Source organism: Flavobacterium sp. xlx-214 (assembly GCF_013874595.1).
GTDB lineage: Bacteria > Bacteroidota > Bacteroidia > Flavobacteriales > Flavobacteriaceae > Flavobacterium.
In genome coordinates, this window is the sequence record NZ_CP059431.1 from 2,734,299 (window position 1) to 2,752,573 (window position 18,275).

Below are 18,275 nucleotides of genomic sequence, written 5' to 3' on the forward strand. Positions count from 1 at the left end.
AACTATTTTTTAATAACTTTTACCGATCCATTGAAAACATCGGTTTTAATATTGATTACATAAGTTCCTGTAGCATAATTTGCTAAATTAATCGCTACCATATCGTATTTCAAAGCTTCGGTATGTAACAACCTGCCATTTAAATCAAATACGTTTACAACACCTTCTTTGTACTCATGATTGATTACAATTTGTGTAAAACCTTCGGTAGGATTTGGAAACGCTTCTAATTTAATTTCTGGTTGATCTACTTTTTCTTTGCTGTTTAACTTGACTACCCAATAATCATCACGACCTTGAGTTGTTTTTTTGTATTCTGCATTTTTACCTGTAGAATTTCCAGCAAATACAAAACCGCCATCACGTGTAACTACTGCTTTACGTAACAAATCATCACCACTTGTTGAAAGTTCCTTTTCCCAAACTTGCTCTCCTTTTTGGTTTACTTGTATAGAGACATAACTTTTCTTATTACTTTTTTCATCTATTTTATAACCAGAAAGTAATAAGGTTTTAGATGGTGTAAAAGTAGTTGATGTTAGTATTTCACTTCCTTTTAAGTCGTAGGTATATTGATTAATAGGTTGAAATGTAAGATCAGTAGTAACAACTAAAAAGTCACTTGCTTTTTCAGATTTTGCAGTTAAATTACCTTTATTGTTGTTATCTGTATAGGTACTGCCTGTAATAATGTATCCATCTTTGCTTTCAGTAAGTAAAATTTCATTTAAATCATCATCATTTTCTCCACCAAAAACATATTCGTTTAGTAAATTTCCTTTGTCATCAATTGCTAAAATCCATTGATCATAACCACCAAAATTGTCTTTTTGTTTTGTTCCTGATGCAGGTGAATTGGATATTCCACCAATAATGAATCCTTTTTGAGTTTCCAAAATACTTTTAGGCTCATCGTTATACAAACCACCATACGTTTTTTCCCATTCTACTTTACCCGATTTATCTAATTTGATAATCCAGTAATCCAAACCGCCATACTTATCATCTTTCTTATGGTCTGATTTAGTAGAATTTGTTGTTGCAATTGCCAAATAACCACCTCCTTTTACCTGCTTGATTTGAACCAAACGATCATCACCCTCTCCTCCAATGGCTTGTTGCCATTCTTGATCACCTCGAGCATTGATTTTCACGATCCAAAGATCATTCTTACCATAATTTTCTGAGAATTTAGAATCGTTTTTACCAGAATTGGAATAACCTCCTAAAATATAGCCCATATCAGCAGTGGGATAAATGCTTTTTAAAATGTCTTGACCTTCACCACCAAAACTCAATTGCCATTCTTCTTCACCATTTTTATCCATTTTCCACAAGAAATAATCCAAATTACCTTGACCTTTTTGCTTTTTTAATCCTGTTTTATCAGACAGAGAACTTCCTGCTAATAAAAACCCGTAATCTAAAGTAGGAACCATATCAAATAGATATTCTGAATGTTCCCCTCCAATGGTACGTTCCCATGCTACTTTTTGGCTGTATCCACTAAAAACAGACAAACCAAAAAATAGAAAAAGTAGTTTCTTTTTCATTACAACGTTATTAATATGATTTTTCTAAATTATTATTTGTAGTATACAAAGTAGCAGTAACTACCTTATTTACAGTGTAGATGTGTTTCATAAAATGTTTTTTATTGGAGTAAATATATAAAAAAATGTTAATTTTTATTAATATTTTTAAATCATTCTTCTTTTAGACCGTCTAAAAGTAATATTTATGAATTACTGAGTATGGGGATGCACCAAAGCAAAATAAAAGGGGAGGGTACTTAATGTATTAGTACGTTTGTACTTTATGTAAAGAAGTCAACTTTTTATGCAAATTTTAGTAGGGTATATTAAACAAAAAAAGGAGCTATCTTTCGATAACTCCTTTTGCAAACAAATTTATTTTTTAAAATAATAATTATAAACTATCGCATAGTATTCACTAGAGATTTCTTCAATTTGATTTTCAGAAAACATATCAATCGTTGACAAGTGCTTTTTAAAAGAATCATTCCCGCCTTTTAACATTTCTAAAATATAGAATGGTGTTTCAACATCACTAACAGTCATTTGTTCTTTCTTCAATGTAGCGTTAATAATATTGATTAAACCTTCTGTAGCTGATTCTAATAAATATTCTTTTGTATCTAAATATTCATCTTCATCGTTTACTGAATGAACATTATTATCATCTAGATAATTGCCTATTATTAAATCTTTCAAATCTATAATTGATTCATAGGATTCTCTAAATAAATAACCTGTAGAGTTAATTTGAGAGTAATATTTTACTGCATTAGGGGATTTCGACTTAAAATATGTTTCAACTTCTCTGATAATACTATTAGCCAACGCTTTTTGAGCTTGCTCTCCTAAAACTCTAACATCATCAACTTGCTTTTCATAAATAACTTCTGAATCTAAAGGAAATTTTAATCTCCAAGTTATCGTCAAATGACCTGTTGAATAAAAGAAGTCTATTAATTGATAACTCTCTTTTAAATAAATGTAAAACGAACGCTTTTCTCTAAAAAAAATCTTTGCATCTGAATCAAAAGCTTTTTCATTTAATTCCGAAACTAGAAAGCTGAATTTGTCAGGCAAACTCATAGTTTCTAATTCTTTCTGATCTTTGTTTAATGCTGAAACAAATCTATAGACTATATAACCAGCTATAACAAGTAGTGTAAACCAAATCATATCCTAATATTTATACCCTATTGCATGAATACTTAATAAATTACTAGAATAAGGCGAACCACTTTTAACTTTTGCTGTAGCAATTAATAAAGTTTGAACAGCTTCATTAATATAAATACTTAACGTATCTCTATTGTGAGTATAAAATTTGTGTTGAAAGTACCTAGCAACTGCCATTAGACAGCCTAAAATAAATAGTAATGTTTTTTTCATTGTGATTATTAGATTCCTTAAGATGCTTCGGAATTTATATAAACGAAAGAAGGTGTGCATCTCTTGCTTATAAATCCAATTCAGAGGCTCCGCCAAGAACCTTAACCACAATTTACAGCACAGAGAATACACACCCATAAAGTATGGATGCGCATCTACTATAACTGCTCCTGTGATTAATTTGAAATTTGGCGGATTTCTGAAAAAAGGAGCTTTTAAGCAAACACGATCTGTTTGTTAGTCGATAAAATGTCTTTTACAAGACCTTACAAACTTATTAAAAATTGTTAAACATTTGATTATCATTTCAAGATTTTACTCAACCTAATCATTGTTTCACTCACTTTCTTATTAGACAGTCTAGCATAACTTTCTTGAGTTACTTTAATACTTGAATGTCCTAAAAGCTCTGAAACTATTTCAATAGGTACATCATTGTAAAGCAATACAGTACTTGCAAAGGTTTTACGTGCTATATGATGCGTTAGATTCTTTTCAATTCCTACAATATCTGCAATTTCTTTTAAGTACGAATTGAATTTTTGATTGCTTAATTTTGGGAATACTAAATCACTATCTGTTGAATATTGATCTAAAATTGCTTTAGCTTTTGGTAATATTGGAATTGAAACACTTTTATTCGTCTTTTCTCGTAATAAAGAAATCCATAATTTACCATCAAAACCTTTCTCTATGTTAGAAAGTTTAAGGTTAGCCATTTCATTAAATGCTAATCCTGTATAACAGCAGAATACAAACAAATCTTTTACCAATACCAATCTTGGTTGAGTAGGTTTGGCTTTTTCAACTGCTTTTAATTCTTCTGTGGTAAGATAAATAACTTCCTTTTTTAGTAAGTTAAATCGATACCCATTAAATGGATTTTGTATGATTTCATTTTGTTCAATTGCAAATGTGAACATTTTCTTTAATCGTTGTAGAACCTTATTTACTGTAGCTTGTGAAAATTTACGATTTGTTTTTAGGTAAAATTCATAATCTTTAATAAAAGATAAATCAATATCTTGTATCTTGAAGTCTTTACCTTTATAATTGGCTTGAATATAACCTTTGAGGTTTAAATAAGCATTCTCATGCTTCTTCCAAGTAGGCTTCTTCATGTCAATACCTATTAACTGTTCCATTCTTTTTAGATAGTTTACATAAAACTCTAATAGATAAGTAACATACTTGTCAGTATCGCCTTTGTATCGATTGTAAACATCATCAACATCAAAGCCTTCTTTTTCTAACAAGAGGGTATTGAAAATTTGTAAAAAAAGTTGACTTATTTGATTCAGTTGGGTATTGATGCTTTTTAGCTCGGTAGATTTTGAGATAATAAGCTGTTTAGAAGCATCCCAATCTTTGTCAAGTACAAAATATCCCGTACTGAATTCCTTTCGCTTCTTGTTTAATGTAATTCTACATGTTAAAGGTGCAACACCTCTTGAATTTGTTTTTGCTTTACGTAAGTAGAAAAGCACTTTAAAACTGTCGTTTTGCATAATTTAATGTATTAAGTTAAACAATGCGTAATAGTGGGACACCTCAGTAAAATCAAGTGCTACGAAAGATTATTCACATCAATATACTATCTAATAACAATGGGACACCTGGTTTTTTTTGAATGGGACACCGAATAGGACACCTTAAATACAATAATTAGGAAGTTTTATATACTGCTTTTAAACTTTCTAAAACAATGAATTATGTATTACATCGTTGTCTTTCAATACTTTAACTCAATAAAAAAAGCTCCACATTTCTGTGAAGCTTCTTAAAAGTGGTCCCACCTGGGCTCGAACCAGGGACCACCTGATTATGAGTCAGGTGCTCTAACCAACTGAGCTATAGGACCAGCTTACTTATCGTTAGCGAGTGCAATATTACTGTAAAAATTTAACTTGTACAACCCTTTTTTAAATTTAATAAAAAAAACTGCAAATATCTATCTCTTTTTAAAACACATTAATTTGTAAAAATATAAATCAAAAAGTCAACACACTTATATAAATATTCCTCCTTTACGCTCTAACAACTAAATACACAAAGTAAAATAGCGCAACAAACTCCTTAATTTCAATTGTTTTTATTACATTTAGTATGATGAAAAAAGGTTCAACATACAAAAAATGGATCATTGCTTTGGCTATTTCTATCCTCATTTATTTTGTTTGGGGCTATTTTGGTTTTGCTGGTGCGTGGGTTCCTGGAAAGTATGATGAAAAAAGCAAAACCTATCATGTTCTTTGGGGATTAGGGCAAACATTGGTTTATACTGAAAAAGAAACCTTTAGAATAGAGTTTTTTACTCCTTTTAAACGACAAGGTCTTATTGATACTAATGGAAAACTAATTATTCCATTTCTTTACAAACATGTTCATTACAGTACCTATAATAGTGGCACCTATCTTAACTATTTTCTTGCTCAAAATACCAAAGATAAAATTGGTGCGATTGACAAAGAAAACAACATTATCATTCCATTTGAATACGATAAATGGCCGTATACATTTTCTGGAGGACGCTACCTAAAATGGGAAAAAGATAATAAAGTTGGATTGTCTGACCCTGATAAAATGATTATACCTGCCGAATATTCTTTTGTATCAATGGCTGGCGAATTTCCACATCCTTTTTTTATTGCTGCAAAAAACAACTACTGTTATTTTATTTTTCCAAACGGACAAAAGCTAAAAAAGAATTTTTATCCTTATTCACTTTCTATCAATGAAGATCAATATGTTATGATGAAGGCTATTAAATCGGCTGCTATTAATCAAAATACATGGGTTACAGATATTGATTTGCATTACATCAGAGAAGCTCCTATTCCCATCAAAGTTATCATCAACAAGAAAAAGTTGGTTAATGTTTCTTGTGGTATTCTGGATTTAAAAGGAAATGAAATTCTACCTGTTGATTATGATAATATTGAATATTTCCAAAAGACTCAAATGTATTTAGTTCGTAAAAATGATAAAGTTGGTGTATTTGATTTCGAAAATAGAAGTTGGAAATTCCCTCTTGAATATAACGAAATTGAATATTTAGGTCCTGATTTTCCATTAACTAGGATAAGAAAAAACAAATATGAAAATGAATATTGGGTTGATAATAATGGTACGCAAATTCTTTCATCAAAGACCAAAGTAATCAAAGTTTTTTCTGAGTGGATGAACCATTATTTGATTTTCTCTAAAAACAATAAAAGCTACAAAATGGAATATGATAGAGATACTGAAAATTTCAAGTGGCACCAAATAGAAAAGGAGTAATTAAGGAGAAAAACAAGCAAGTACTATTTAAAATGTCATTTTATTAATCAAAAAGTCCATCAAATGAGAATAAATCTTAGTTTTTTAATAGTGTTTTTCGCGCAGCTTTTTGTAAGTGCGCAAACGCCTTTTAATACTTTTTACGATAATGGAACTAAAAATGAAGTAGGTCAACTCAACGAAAATAAAAATCCTACAGGATTGTGGGAGTATTATTATGACAACGGCCAATTGTGGAAAACAGGCAGTTTCAATGACGGAAAATGCAATGGCGATTGGAAATATTACGATACAAAAGGCGCTTTGTTAAAGTACGGAAGCTTTGATAACGATAAACAAATTGGTGAATGGGTTTTCTACAAAGATGGTTTTTTATACAATAAAGCGACATATGAAAATGGCGTTATCCAAATGGATAAATGGTTTTACAAAAACGGAAATCAAGAAGCTATTGGATATTATTTGAATGGACAAAAAAATGGAAAATGGCCATTTTATTATGAAAATGGAGGTTTAAAACAAAGTGAAAATTTTAAAGATGGCGAAGCGCACGGCGAATGGTTATGGTATTTCCCAAACGGCGTATTGGCTTGCAAAGGAACTTATAAAAACGGATTAGAAAACGGTCAATGGAAATGGTATTTTGAAAACGGAAATCTTAAAAATGTTTCCAATTACTCCAAAGGACAAAAAAATGGGAAATGGCGATTTTATCATGAAAATGGAAAGATTGCGGAAAAAGGCACTTTTAAAAAGGGTGAAAAAGTTGGAAAATTCAAATTTTATGATGAGCAAGGACAACTTACTGAAACAAAAAGTTTTGACTAATCGAATTTAGAGAGCAAATGAATCAAAATCTAAATAAAAGTAAACCTCGCAAAATCTTTTACATTTTAGGCGCTATAATCATTCTTGCCTTGCTGGCTGAAGGTTTGAGTGGAGAATTTTTCTTCAAAAATTTATTTCTTGACAAGAAAATTCCGGAAAAGTATCAAAATTACCTTGATTTGAATAAAAACAAAACCTACACTGTGGGCGATTATGTCATAAAACCTTTTATAAAAAGTGAGTTTTATACAGAGAAATTTGTGAGCTCAAAAAATGAGTTGATTGTTTTGTCTTTAACCAAAAATCCAAAAGAAGAATACTCGGACCGAGATAATGCCAATATTAGTTATCAAAAAATAGACAGAACTGGTACAATTGTATCAACTTACAAAAAAGTAAAAATCAACCAAGTAGACCAAGAATTTGTAATGGGAGACTATATTGTGAATCCCAGATTTGGGTATTACAACACTTGGATTTTGGACAATGATACTATAAAAAAATCTTTCATACCTGTGAACAAGGATTTGTCTTGGAGCAACGAAAAACAGGAGGAACTGCTTGATAAAATCAATGAAAAATCACCTTATTACTACAAAACCAATGACTACGAACGTCCTGAGCGTTTTGGTTCTATTGTTTATTTTTTAGACAACAAATGGTATTATTTTTATACCAATTTTGAAAAAGTTTCAATGATTAAAGACCATAAGGGAATATGGAAGGAAGAATACAACAATAATTCGCCAGAAGTGCTACCTGTCTACATGAAAATCACAGAATATGGATCAGCAGACGTTTCTAATGGATCAATGGCGGTAGGAACGCACAATGTAAAAACATTTGATGCCGATTTCTACTGTCAAATTCCGTTTAAAACAGACACCTTAAAATTTAAAATGTCACAAACCTTTTTTGATGACTATGATTTAGAAAAAAAATGGTGGCATATAAAAGGTGAAGACGTCCAAAAGTATAAGAAAGATTTTCAGAAATTGAATTGGGAATATTCTTTTTTCATCAATAAAGATTTTGATTTTATACTATTCAATGGCGGAAGTTACGATCCTGAAAATACTTTGTATATTATAACATCTAAAAAGCAAATAGTACAATAAACACCTTAATTTCAATTGTTTTTTATTAAATTTAGTTTGATGAAAAAAGATCTACTAAAATGACAAAGAGAACACCAATTCCTTGCCCAGAATGTGCTAGAGAAAAATATTTTGAAGGATTGTGCTATGCTTGCAATAGTAGAAAACTGAGGTTGCATTATGAATTGATGACTCAGGAACAAGTTGCTGCAACTATAGCAAATATTATTGACCAAATTGAAACCATTGAAGATTGGGATAAAGTATATAAAGATTTTATAGGATTATTAGCTTATCAAGACATTAATACCAAAGAAATTGCAAAAGCTGCATTTAGGAAAAACATATTTCACCCTCCTACCCTTTATAGAAATGCTTCAGATGAAATTCAAGACCAACTTATTGCTTTAATTAAACAACCCAATTGCTCTTCAGCTAGTGCTATACTTAATTGTCTTTCGATAATTGGAAGTAAAAAAGTACAAGATGTTTTCTTTGAATTAGAAAAAAATCCATTGCCTTGGCGAAAAAATCTTTATGTAGACCCATCCTTTTATGCCGGTTTAGGTGGTTGGACTTTTAATAATGATGGAGAAAGAGTTGCTTTACAATACAAAGAATGTTATGCCCTTTTAGAAGATGAAAGAACGGATAATGCTGTAAAAGTAAGTACTGTAACAGGAGCGCATTGTACTGTTTGTAATTGTGCTGTAGTTAATATTTTAACCCTAGACGGAACAGATGAAAGACTTCGTTTTCTAGAACTCTCTGGTACTATTCAATTACCTATTTGTCCTAACTGCGCAAGCATGTGTGAGAAAACAATCATTCAATATCAAGTCAATGGAACAAGTACTTTTGAAATGATAGATCCTTTTGTTACCGAAAATTATCTTTCAGAAGAGGCTATTCAAAAACTCACTAACAATCATTTACGATTATCGCTAACACCAAAGCCTATTTATTATGCGTGTGGTAATGATGATGTTTCAACTATTGGAGGAAGTCCGGAATGGGTACAAGATTGGCAGTATGAAAACTGTCCTAACTGTCAGAAAAAAATGAAATTACTAGCTGCTATCTCATGGGATCAATTAATGGAGTATACAGAAGGAACGCTTTACATTGAAAATTGTAACAGTTGTAGTATTGCAGTTGCTTTTCATCAACAAACCTAATAAAAATCTATCGTCAGAACTACCGCATTGCATCATTGTATTAAAAATAATTAAAAATTGTATTATGGGATTTGATATAAGTTACCACCCTATTAAAGAAGAGGAAATTTGCGAATGGTATTTTGATGCTCTTCAAAATCATGATGTAGTAGAGCAGCTTGCTTTACAACACCAAATGGAAGACTTTTACAAACAAAAATATGCCGATACACTTGCTGTGGGAAGGCAAACAGAACCAAACGCTGTTTTTGACAAAACCCACGGCTATTACATTGCAGTTATTCAGGGCTTTTTTAGAACCTACTATTATACAAGAGGATCTGCCTTTTCCTTTTTAATTGAAGAAAAGCCTCATTTTAAAAAATACACTAAAAATTGGCAAAGCATTCTGCCTTTTTCAATGGATAATTCAGTAGCTAATCTTATAACAGAAAACTACAGTTCTGGTGTTTATATTCCGGCAGATCAAGCAATTGCTTTACTAAATGATTACTACAACAATAGCCATATAAAACAAGATTTAGATCATTTTTTTTCTCACAAAAGAATTGATGTCTTTTTATCAGCTTTAGAAGCAAGCAAAAAATTAGGCTCGGGTATTTTAGAAGCAACTGAGGTTGTAGAGCCAAATCCTTTTGATATGCCCAAATCTATCAGTTATTCTAATTTATTTAATTGCGATAAAGAAGGTGTTTACTTGTATATTGATGCCGCTGCAGAACAAATGAGTCAAATACAAAACACTCAAACACCTCAGCAACAAGAAACCTCAAACAAAAGCAGTTTTTGGAAAAAATTATTTGGTAACTAAGGCTTCAATTGTTGTTAAATGATCCTTTTTTATATCTTTAGCTTTATTAAAAACCTTGTTTACGCAAACTATTTATGAAAAAATCATTCTTTCTTTTAATCTTAACCTTGATGACCAATTTATTATTTGCTCAGACAGAAAACTACAAAATTGCAATTGAGAATTTTCATTTGAATTATAACGATGAAAAGTTCGATGCAATTTTCAACAACTTTTCGCCAGAAATGAAACAGGCATTGCCTTTGGAACAAACAAAAGAATTTTTAGCAGGACTAAAAAATCAGGTTGGTAAAATTGAAACAAAAGAGTTTGTGAGCTTCACACAAGGAACTTATGCCGTTTATAAAACAAAGTTTGAGGAAATGCTTCTAGCTGTAAACATTTCTGTTGATGACCAAAACCTTATAAACGGACTTTATATAAAACCTTATGAAGAGCCAAAAAAACAAACAACTAATGCTGTAAACGCATTGACTAATTATCCGAAAGAAATTTCAGAAATCATTTTTTCAAAAACCAAAGATCTTCCAAATCAAGCGCAACTTTCAATAGCAGTAGTTCAAAATGGAAAAACAAATTATTACGGAATTATAAAGCAAAACGATACTATAAAACCTATTGAAAATCAATCCAAAGTATTTGAAATTGGTTCTATTACAAAAGTTTTTACATCAACTGTTTTAGCTTCATTGGTTGAAAAAGGACAGATAAAACTGACGGATGAAATTAACTCTTATTATTCTTTTCCTTTTAAAAGTGATATCAAACTAAATTTTAAAGAATTGTCTAATCATACTTCAGGATTACCACGATTACCTGAAAATTTAGCCCCAACTGACCAAAATAATCCTTATAAAGATTATGGTAAAAAAGAAATGGAGGCATATTTAAAAAATCTACTAAAACTAGATGCAAAAAAATACAACTATTCTAATTTAGGCGCGGGTTTATTGGGTTATACACTTGGTTTATCTCAAAAAACTAGTTTTAACAATTTGCTACAAAAGAACGTTTTTGATACCTACAAAATGAAAAATTCATTTGTAAGCTCTCTAAATTTAAACAATAAACTTGTAAAAGGATTAAATGAAAATGGAGAACTTACCTCAAATTGGGATTTTGATGTTCTTTTTGGCGGTGGTGGTATATTATCTACAGCAGAAGATTTGTCTAAATTTGCTACTGAGCATTTTAACGCTAAAAACAAAGAACTAGCCTTAACACGAAAATCAACTTTTAATGTTAACGAAAATATGAAAATAGGTTTAGGCTGGCATATTTTAAAGTCAGAAAAAGGAAAAGATTTAATTTGGCACAATGGAGGAACGGGCGGTTATTCCTCTTCAATGGCTGTTAATGTTGATGAAAAAACAGCCGTTATTATTTTATCGAATGTTTCAAACACCAACGAAAATATTGATGGCTTGTGTTTTGAATTGATAAACAAAACAGAGAAATAAAAACCAAGTATTTAATTAAGATGTTTCTTTTTGTTACGATTAATGTAGTACAAATTTCTTTATTACAAGCTATTTAACAACCTACTTATGTATCGATTTATATACTTAATATTGACTTTTTTATTGTTTATTAATGCCAAAGGGCAAACGGATATGCTTACATCATTTACAATAAAAAATAATACTTTAAAATTATCTGATTTTACGAATACCAAAAAATTCCCTCATCTTCCTTATGGTGATGACAAAGAAACCATTTCAGATAAAAAACGAAAAGTATATCAGATCAATGATATTGACAAAATTCATTTATTAGATGTTAAAGGTAGCCTGCTTTTTATTGTAGTAAACAAACAACAAATTGTTCAAGACTATTGGTTGCGGATTGAAGGTGTTGAAAATGTAAAAAAAATGTACGATCAATTATATCAATTGTACCCAAAAATGACTTCTTACAATGACGGAGTATTACGTTTTAAGCATTTTAACAATAATAAGGTATTAGAATTTACTATAAATAATATAAGACCATCGGATGTTTTTATGGACCTGCATTACACTATCGATTACGAAAACACTAGTTTGAATATGTTTAAGAATTACGATGCTAACATAGAACAAACTCCGCAAAAAATTAATTTCAAGTATAATAGCACAGAGGCAATATATGAGATTTTTAAAACAGATGATCAATAGAAGTACCTTCATTGCTTATGAAGGGCATGAATATTTTGATTATGAAATTGAAAGTTTGAACAAAATAATTTAAAATGGAAATGACACACTCTTGTCATACTCTTATCTTATTTTTGAAAAAAAAACATGATTATAGAGAATATAATACCTTTTAATGGACAACACTGTGAAACAACAGCTACAGGAACTTTATTAAATCAGTTAGGCATTTCTCTTTCTGAACCCATGCTTTTTGGATTAGGTCAAGGACTTGGTTTTATTTATTGGAATATGAAAACCATGCCGTTTCCATTTATAGGTGGTCGTATAAAAACCGATTTGCTAACACAGAACATAGCGCGTTCTTTAAATTTATCACTTATTGTTAAAGAAACAACATCTCAACAAAAAGCATGGAAAGATGTAAAACAACTAATTGATAACAAACAAATTGTTGGTTTAAAATTAGATTGTTATTATTTAGAATATTTTACCAAACCTTTTCATTTTGGAGGGCATTATGCCGCCATTTATGGGTATGATGACATAAATGCTTATTTAGTAGACACGCAGCAACAAGGAGGGCAAGTAACAACTTCTTTATCTAGCTTAGCATTGGCAAGGGCAGCAAAAGGACCTATGACTTCCAAGAATTTATATTACACATTACAATTCACAGATAAAAAAATTAACATAGAAAAAGGAATAATTAATGCTATTAAAAACAATGCAACAGATTATTTAAACCCTTCTATTAAAAACATCTCTTATCAAGGAATACTAAAAACAAGTACTGAAATAGCAAAATGGTTTCATACAAGTTCTCATATTGAAACAGAGTTTAAAGCCTGTGCTGAACTAATGGAAAAAGGAGGAACTGGAGGTGCTTTGTTTCGCAATCTATATAGAGATTTTTTAGAAGAAAGTTATACCATAATTCCTTTAGACTTACTAAAAAAAGCATCCGAAAATTTCAAAGAAATTGCTCAAGAGTGGACAAATGTTTCAAATCTATTTTTAACTATTAGTGAAACAAAAGATGTTTATTATGTTGAACAAGCTTCTGCGCTCTTACAAAGTATTTCGGATAAAGAAAAGAAAACGATGGAACTACTAACTAAATTATAAAAACAAATGTGTAGGTATTCTATGACTATTTATAAACCTCACTATGCATGCTTTCATTGTTGCAAAACTTTTAAGCGTAGACTTATGACTGATATTAGTAGAGGTAAAATGGATGAAACGGAAGCAAAATGCCCCCAATGTGGCACATTAATGGCCAATATGGGCTTGGATTTTGCAGCACCTAAAAAAGATAATCTCAAAGAATGGAAACATATTAAAGATTTATACTCTGTAGGCATTGCTTTCTATTCTTGCGGATGTTATGGTCCTGGTTATATTCCACGTGATAAAGAACAATTAATTGCTTATTTTGAAGAAATACTAATTGGTTATAAAGAACAACTTACTTTTTGGCGCAATAGAATTGAGCCTACAAATAATAAAGAAGTACAAAGAGAGCAAAACAAATATTGGAGTAATATTGGCAAAATCCCTTCAGATTACCGACCTAAAAAGGGAGCTATAACCAATGACGATGCTAAAAAATATTGGTTTGAACGAATAAAAATGATTGAACAAAAACTAAAGATTTTAAATACTTCAACAAATTAAAAGTGTTGTATTTTTTTTAGGAAACAGAAATCTTTTTGTTATTAAATTCTTAGAAAATATTTACTTTAGTGTAATTCTAAAAACGCTAATGAAAATAAAAGAATAATCGCAATCAATTTATACATCATATGTTTAGCATACAACAAATAGAAAAAGAGCATGAAAAAGTAAAATCGGGTGCAGATTTTCCTAAGTACATTCAAGCATTAAAGCAAATGGGCGTACAATCATTTCAAACATTGGTAAAAGATAGCAGCACTACCTATTTAGGTACTAACAACAATACGTTAACTTCTGAACCTCAATATGAACCTTTGTTTATTGCTGACGAGGTAACTACTGATACCTTCAAAACTAAACTACGAGAACACCAACAAGGAAAAACAGATTATTTCACATTTTGTAGTGATTGTGCTGTAAATGGCATTGAAAAATGGGTCATGGATCTTGAAAAAATGACGTGCGTTTATTATGATAAAACAGGAAATGACATTCTAACGGAACAAATTTCAGAAGTTTAACTATCGTTGTGTTCTTATATCGAGCTTAATCTCAAGTACTTTAGGAGTGAATTGTTGAATAGATGCTGATTTTTAAAACGACACCTTTCCATAAGTAGCCATGGTCCACTCATCACGTGTCATACGACTAATATGCTCAACTTGAGCCCCCGCTACATATACACTCTCACTTGCTTCTTCAATATGATGGTGACGAAAACCGCATTTCTCTTGTGCTATTTTAGATTTAGCATTTCCATCGTAATAGCCGCTCCATATATTTACTAGTCTTAGATTTTCAAATCCATAGCGTACTATTTCTTTAATAGCTTCTGGCATGATGCCTTTACCCCAAAATGGTACGCCCAGCCAATACGATATTTCGGCTTCTGCTTCTGTAATAGGAAAATTACTTTTTGCCCCAACAATCAAACTAATCATTCCTATAACTTTGTCGGTATTTTTTAATGTAACGGCAAAAACGCCCTCCTGATTAAAAATTGTTTGGATGATTTCTTTGCTTTGTTCAACACTTATATGAGGCGGCCAACCAGCTATTGGTCCCACTCTATCGTCTTTAGCATATTCATATACTGCTGCTGCATCTGTTTCTTTAAATGGACGCAAAATCAATCTTTCAGTTTCTAAAATCATAACATTATTTGGTATTAAAAGTATAGGACAAAACTACCTTCTTATGAAAAACAACTTAGTGTCATTATTTAAGCAATTTAGGTACTTTTTAAAACAAAAAGAGCTAATAACACATAAATATATTAATTTTACTACAAAAACAGAAAGTACATGAAAAGATATGTGTCTAATTTTGTAAAAGAAAAAGAACTACTAACTATTGGAGAAAGTACTTTTCGTAGTAGCATTGGACTCCCTTTGCAGCTTACCTATACATCGCTTATCATTTGTACAAAAGGAAACGCTGTAGTTAGTGTTAACTTTAAAAACTATTTGCTTAAAGCCAATGATGTGTTAGTTTTGGCAGAAGATTACGTAACCATAATACAGCGTGCATCTAATGATTTTAATGCATTTTATTGTCTTGTAGACAAAACTTTGGCTGCCGAAATTGCCTATGATTTACCCAATCAGCTTTTTTTGTACCTTAATAAATACCCATTTGCTAGACCTCGAGGTTTAGAAATTTCTTTACTTTATGGATGGATAGATGCGTTAAAGAATATAAAAAATAGCTGTACTCCGCATCAACATATCATGTATAGAAATCATTTACAGAATTTTTTTCTAAAAATGGCTGCAACCGTTTCCTTTGAAAATCTAAACCTGGAAAAACAATATAGTAGAAAAGAAATGTTGTCTTGGAATTTTTGGGAATTGATTGGTAAGTACAGTAACAAAGAAAGAAACGTTGCATTTTATGCAGAAAAACTGCATATTACCCCTTACTATCTGTCTCAAATAACGAAAGATTTTCTGAACGATTCACCCAAAGGTTTAATTGACAGACAAGTTGTTCTAGAGATTAAAACCTTACTGCGCACCACTGAAAAATCGATCAAAGAAATAGCAGAGATTCTTAATTTTGAAGATACCTCTTATTTAGCTCGCTATTTTAAACGTCAAACAGGAATCACATTAACAGCCTATAGAAAATAAGTTAGGCATTAAAAAAACTATCAAGCATAATTTAAACCTTATATTTCTAATTTTAAAACGAATGATTTTACCTTTTGAAACCTATAATCCTTTATGGAAACAGCAGTTTGAAGAAATTAAAATTGAAATAGAAAATGTTTTGAAAACTTTTCCAATTCAAATTGATCATATTGGAAGTACTTCTGTGAATGGAATTTCAGCAAAACCTATAATTGATATTCAGTTAGGAGTTGAAACTGAGGAATATTTGGATAAAATTCCAGAGTTCCTAAAATTACCAAATGTTGTCTATTATGAAAAGTACAATCAAGAGATGCCTACAAGAAGGTTTTTTGTAATGTTTAAACAATCAACAGAAGAAATGAACACTTCATCAATTATAAAACTAGATGAAGAAATTCCTGCAGTATTACAAAACCATAATTTACGTTTGGCTCATATTCACGCGTTTGTTAAAGATTCGGAAGAATGGATTCGTCATATTGCGTTTCGAGATTATTTGCGAACAAATGATCAAGTAAAAAATGAATACCAAATCTTAAAAGAAAAACTCGTTAAAAACGAATGGAAAGATGGTAACGAATACAACGAAGCAAAAGATGATTTCTTGAAAAGGTATGAAAAAATTGCTGTAAATTGGTATCAAAACAAAAATATTTAGCCACGTATCATATGTTCGTTCAATTTGTTTAGGACCTTTAATACTTCCAAAAAATGAAAAACCTTATCACCTTTGTACTCACTTTCTTTTTTGTATACGCAAAAGCTCAGAACATACAAATTGTAAAAGACGATGACCTAAAAGCAAACGGTAAAGTCATGTTCTTTACAACAAAAGATGAACTTATTTCAAAAATGGGCAAAGCTGAAAAATGGATAGAGACTTATCCTGAATGTGGAACCTATGCAGAGGAAGCCGCAAATAAGACTCCATTTTATACGTACCAAAGGCAAGGTTTTACTTTTTTGGTTTACAGCAAAACTGCGGAATTTCAGAAAGTCGATTTAAAAAACAATCCCAAAAGTTTTATTCATATTGGGAAATGGAAAATATCAAGCAAGACAACCCTTAACAATTTAAAAAAGATGTTCCCCATTGCCTATAAAAATTATACAAAAGAGCAAAATCCAGCTTTTATAAGATTGAAATTTAATGCAGAATGGGATGATGAAATACAAATTGAATTAAAAAACCACAAAGTAGTAGCAGTTTACTATTGGTCGCCATGTTAGTTGTTTATTACATCAATCCTTATAAAAAACAATTTTTATTGTAACAATAATAAACCCCTCAAGACTATCTATTTAACAATAATACCAACTCAAAATGATTATTCGCAGATTAAATCAGAACGACACTCCCATTTTATTAAAAACAATTAATGCCGCATTTGCAGATTACATAGTTCCGTTTCAACTAACTGAAGCGCAATTACAATCAAAAATTACATCGGAAAATATTTTATTAGATTGGTCTATTGGTGTTTTTCTCGAAGATGAAATGGTAGCTTTCATTATGCACGGTGTACGTAATGAAAATCGCAAAACAAAAGTTTACAATGCAGGAACGGGTGTAATTCCAACACATCGGGGAAAAGCTTTGGTAGATAAAATGTATGATTTTATTCAAGACTTTTTATTAAAAAATCACACAAACCAACTCATTTTGGAAGTGATTGAAGGGAACAGCTCGGCCATAAGAGCTTATGAGAAAAATGGCTTTAAAATCAATAGAAAGCTCTTGTGTTTTAGTGGCATTTTAGATGTAAAATTGAACACTAATATTGCTAAAATTCGAATTCTAAATGATATAAACTGGGATGAATTGCGCAATTTTTGGGATATTTCACCAAGTTGGCAAAGCAGTAATGAAAGTATGAAGATGGCAAAACCAACTGCTTTGGGCGCTTTTGTAAATGATCATTTAGTGGGGTATGTTTTGTTTAATCCCACAAACAAGCGGGTTTATCAAATTGCCGTTTCGAAAGAATTTCGCCGAAAAGGCATTGGAAAGCAACTTTTTCAAGAAGTTCAAAACCAATTATCTGGTGAGAAAATGCAGGTCAATAATGTGGATGAAGCTGGCGAAAACTTGAAATTGTTTTTTGAAGATTTAGGTTTAAAAAACGATATCAATCAATTTGAAATGACCAAATATTTATGAGAACCACTCATGCATCAACAACCTATTGTGATGAATTAACAAGT

At 30.8% G+C, this 18,275-nt stretch carries 18 protein-coding genes and 1 tRNA gene; 14 read left to right on the plus strand and 5 right to left on the minus strand.

Going from position 1 to position 18,275, the window contains the following annotated elements:
- Positions 1–2 precede the first annotated feature (2 nt).
- The 4 genes from H1R17_RS12820 to H1R17_RS12835 form a co-directional block, all read right to left on the minus strand.
- Positions 3–1,553: a T9SS type A sorting domain-containing protein gene (locus H1R17_RS12820; RefSeq protein ID WP_163430918.1), complete on the minus strand. Its 1,551-nt coding sequence runs from the start codon at positions 1,551–1,553 to the stop codon at positions 3–5.
- Positions 1,554–1,910: 357 nt separating this feature from the next.
- Positions 1,911–2,711 carry a hypothetical protein gene (locus H1R17_RS12825; protein WP_163430917.1) on the minus strand — a complete coding sequence of 267 codons (801 nt, stop codon included), beginning with the start codon at positions 2,709–2,711 and terminating at the stop codon, positions 1,911–1,913.
- A 515-nt stretch (positions 2,712–3,226) separates the two neighbouring features.
- The gene (locus tag H1R17_RS12830) at positions 3,227–4,432 is read right to left on the minus strand and encodes a site-specific integrase (protein WP_163430916.1); all 1,206 of its coding nucleotides are present in this window, start codon (positions 4,430–4,432) and stop codon (positions 3,227–3,229) included.
- Positions 4,433–4,711: 279 nt separating this feature from the next.
- Positions 4,712–4,785 (minus strand) — tRNA-Ile (locus H1R17_RS12835).
- A gap of 248 nt (positions 4,786–5,033) precedes the next feature.
- Between H1R17_RS12835 and H1R17_RS12840 the strand changes: the two genes are divergently transcribed.
- The 10 genes from H1R17_RS12840 (at position 5,034) to H1R17_RS12885 (ending at position 14,456) form a co-directional block, all read left to right on the plus strand.
- Positions 5,034–6,206 carry a WG repeat-containing protein gene (locus H1R17_RS12840; protein WP_163430915.1) on the plus strand — a complete coding sequence of 391 codons (1,173 nt, stop codon included), beginning with the start codon at positions 5,034–5,036 and terminating at the stop codon, positions 6,204–6,206.
- Between the two features lie 63 nt (positions 6,207–6,269).
- Positions 6,270–7,034: a toxin-antitoxin system YwqK family antitoxin gene (locus H1R17_RS12845; protein ID WP_163430914.1), complete on the plus strand. Its 765-nt coding sequence runs from the start codon at positions 6,270–6,272 to the stop codon at positions 7,032–7,034.
- Between the two features lie 17 nt (positions 7,035–7,051).
- Entirely contained in the window at positions 7,052–8,152 is a 1,101-nt protein-coding gene (locus H1R17_RS12850) for a hypothetical protein (protein ID WP_163430913.1), read from the plus strand.
- A gap of 59 nt (positions 8,153–8,211) precedes the next feature.
- The gene (locus tag H1R17_RS12855) at positions 8,212–9,309 is read left to right on the plus strand and encodes a hypothetical protein (protein ID WP_163430912.1); all 1,098 of its coding nucleotides are present in this window, start codon (positions 8,212–8,214) and stop codon (positions 9,307–9,309) included.
- Positions 9,310–9,373: 64 nt separating this feature from the next.
- Positions 9,374–10,120 (plus strand): hypothetical protein, encoded by a 747-nt coding sequence (locus H1R17_RS12860; RefSeq protein ID WP_163430911.1) that lies wholly within the window; start codon positions 9,374–9,376, stop codon positions 10,118–10,120.
- 74 nt (positions 10,121–10,194) lie between these two features.
- Positions 10,195–11,580, plus strand: a complete 1,386-nt coding sequence (locus H1R17_RS12865) for a serine hydrolase (RefSeq protein ID WP_163430910.1) — start codon at positions 10,195–10,197, stop codon at positions 11,578–11,580.
- 87 nt (positions 11,581–11,667) lie between these two features.
- A complete protein-coding gene (locus tag H1R17_RS12870; RefSeq protein ID WP_163430909.1) occupies positions 11,668–12,276 on the plus strand; it encodes a hypothetical protein in 609 nt (202 codons plus the stop codon).
- A 126-nt stretch (positions 12,277–12,402) separates the two neighbouring features.
- Complete coding sequence (locus H1R17_RS12875) at positions 12,403–13,383, plus strand: BtrH N-terminal domain-containing protein (protein WP_163430908.1); 981 nt, start codon at positions 12,403–12,405, stop codon at positions 13,381–13,383.
- Positions 13,384–13,467: 84 nt separating this feature from the next.
- Positions 13,468–13,935: a hypothetical protein gene (locus H1R17_RS12880; RefSeq protein ID WP_240453313.1), complete on the plus strand. Its 468-nt coding sequence runs from the start codon at positions 13,468–13,470 to the stop codon at positions 13,933–13,935.
- Between the two features lie 128 nt (positions 13,936–14,063).
- Entirely contained in the window at positions 14,064–14,456 is a 393-nt protein-coding gene (locus H1R17_RS12885; RefSeq protein WP_163430906.1) for a DUF1398 domain-containing protein, read from the plus strand.
- A gap of 72 nt (positions 14,457–14,528) precedes the next feature.
- Here H1R17_RS12885 and H1R17_RS12890 read toward each other — a convergent pair whose 3' ends face one another.
- Positions 14,529–15,062 (minus strand): GNAT family N-acetyltransferase, encoded by a 534-nt coding sequence (locus H1R17_RS12890; RefSeq protein WP_255489037.1) that lies wholly within the window; start codon positions 15,060–15,062, stop codon positions 14,529–14,531.
- 177 nt (positions 15,063–15,239) lie between these two features.
- On the opposite strand from H1R17_RS12890, the gene H1R17_RS12895 reads away from it, so the two are divergent.
- The 4 genes from H1R17_RS12895 (at position 15,240) to H1R17_RS12910 (ending at position 18,231) form a co-directional block, all read left to right on the plus strand.
- Entirely contained in the window at positions 15,240–16,067 is an 828-nt protein-coding gene (locus tag H1R17_RS12895; protein WP_163430904.1) for an AraC family transcriptional regulator, read from the plus strand.
- A gap of 61 nt (positions 16,068–16,128) precedes the next feature.
- Positions 16,129–16,728, plus strand: a complete 600-nt coding sequence (locus H1R17_RS12900) for a GrpB family protein (protein WP_163430903.1) — start codon at positions 16,129–16,131, stop codon at positions 16,726–16,728.
- Positions 16,729–16,781: 53 nt separating this feature from the next.
- Positions 16,782–17,300, plus strand: coding sequence for a hypothetical protein (locus tag H1R17_RS12905; protein ID WP_163430902.1), 519 nt, complete (start codon positions 16,782–16,784; stop codon positions 17,298–17,300).
- Between the two features lie 94 nt (positions 17,301–17,394).
- Entirely contained in the window at positions 17,395–18,231 is an 837-nt protein-coding gene (locus H1R17_RS12910) for a GNAT family N-acetyltransferase (protein WP_163430901.1), read from the plus strand.
- Positions 18,232–18,275: the final 44 nt, after the last annotated feature.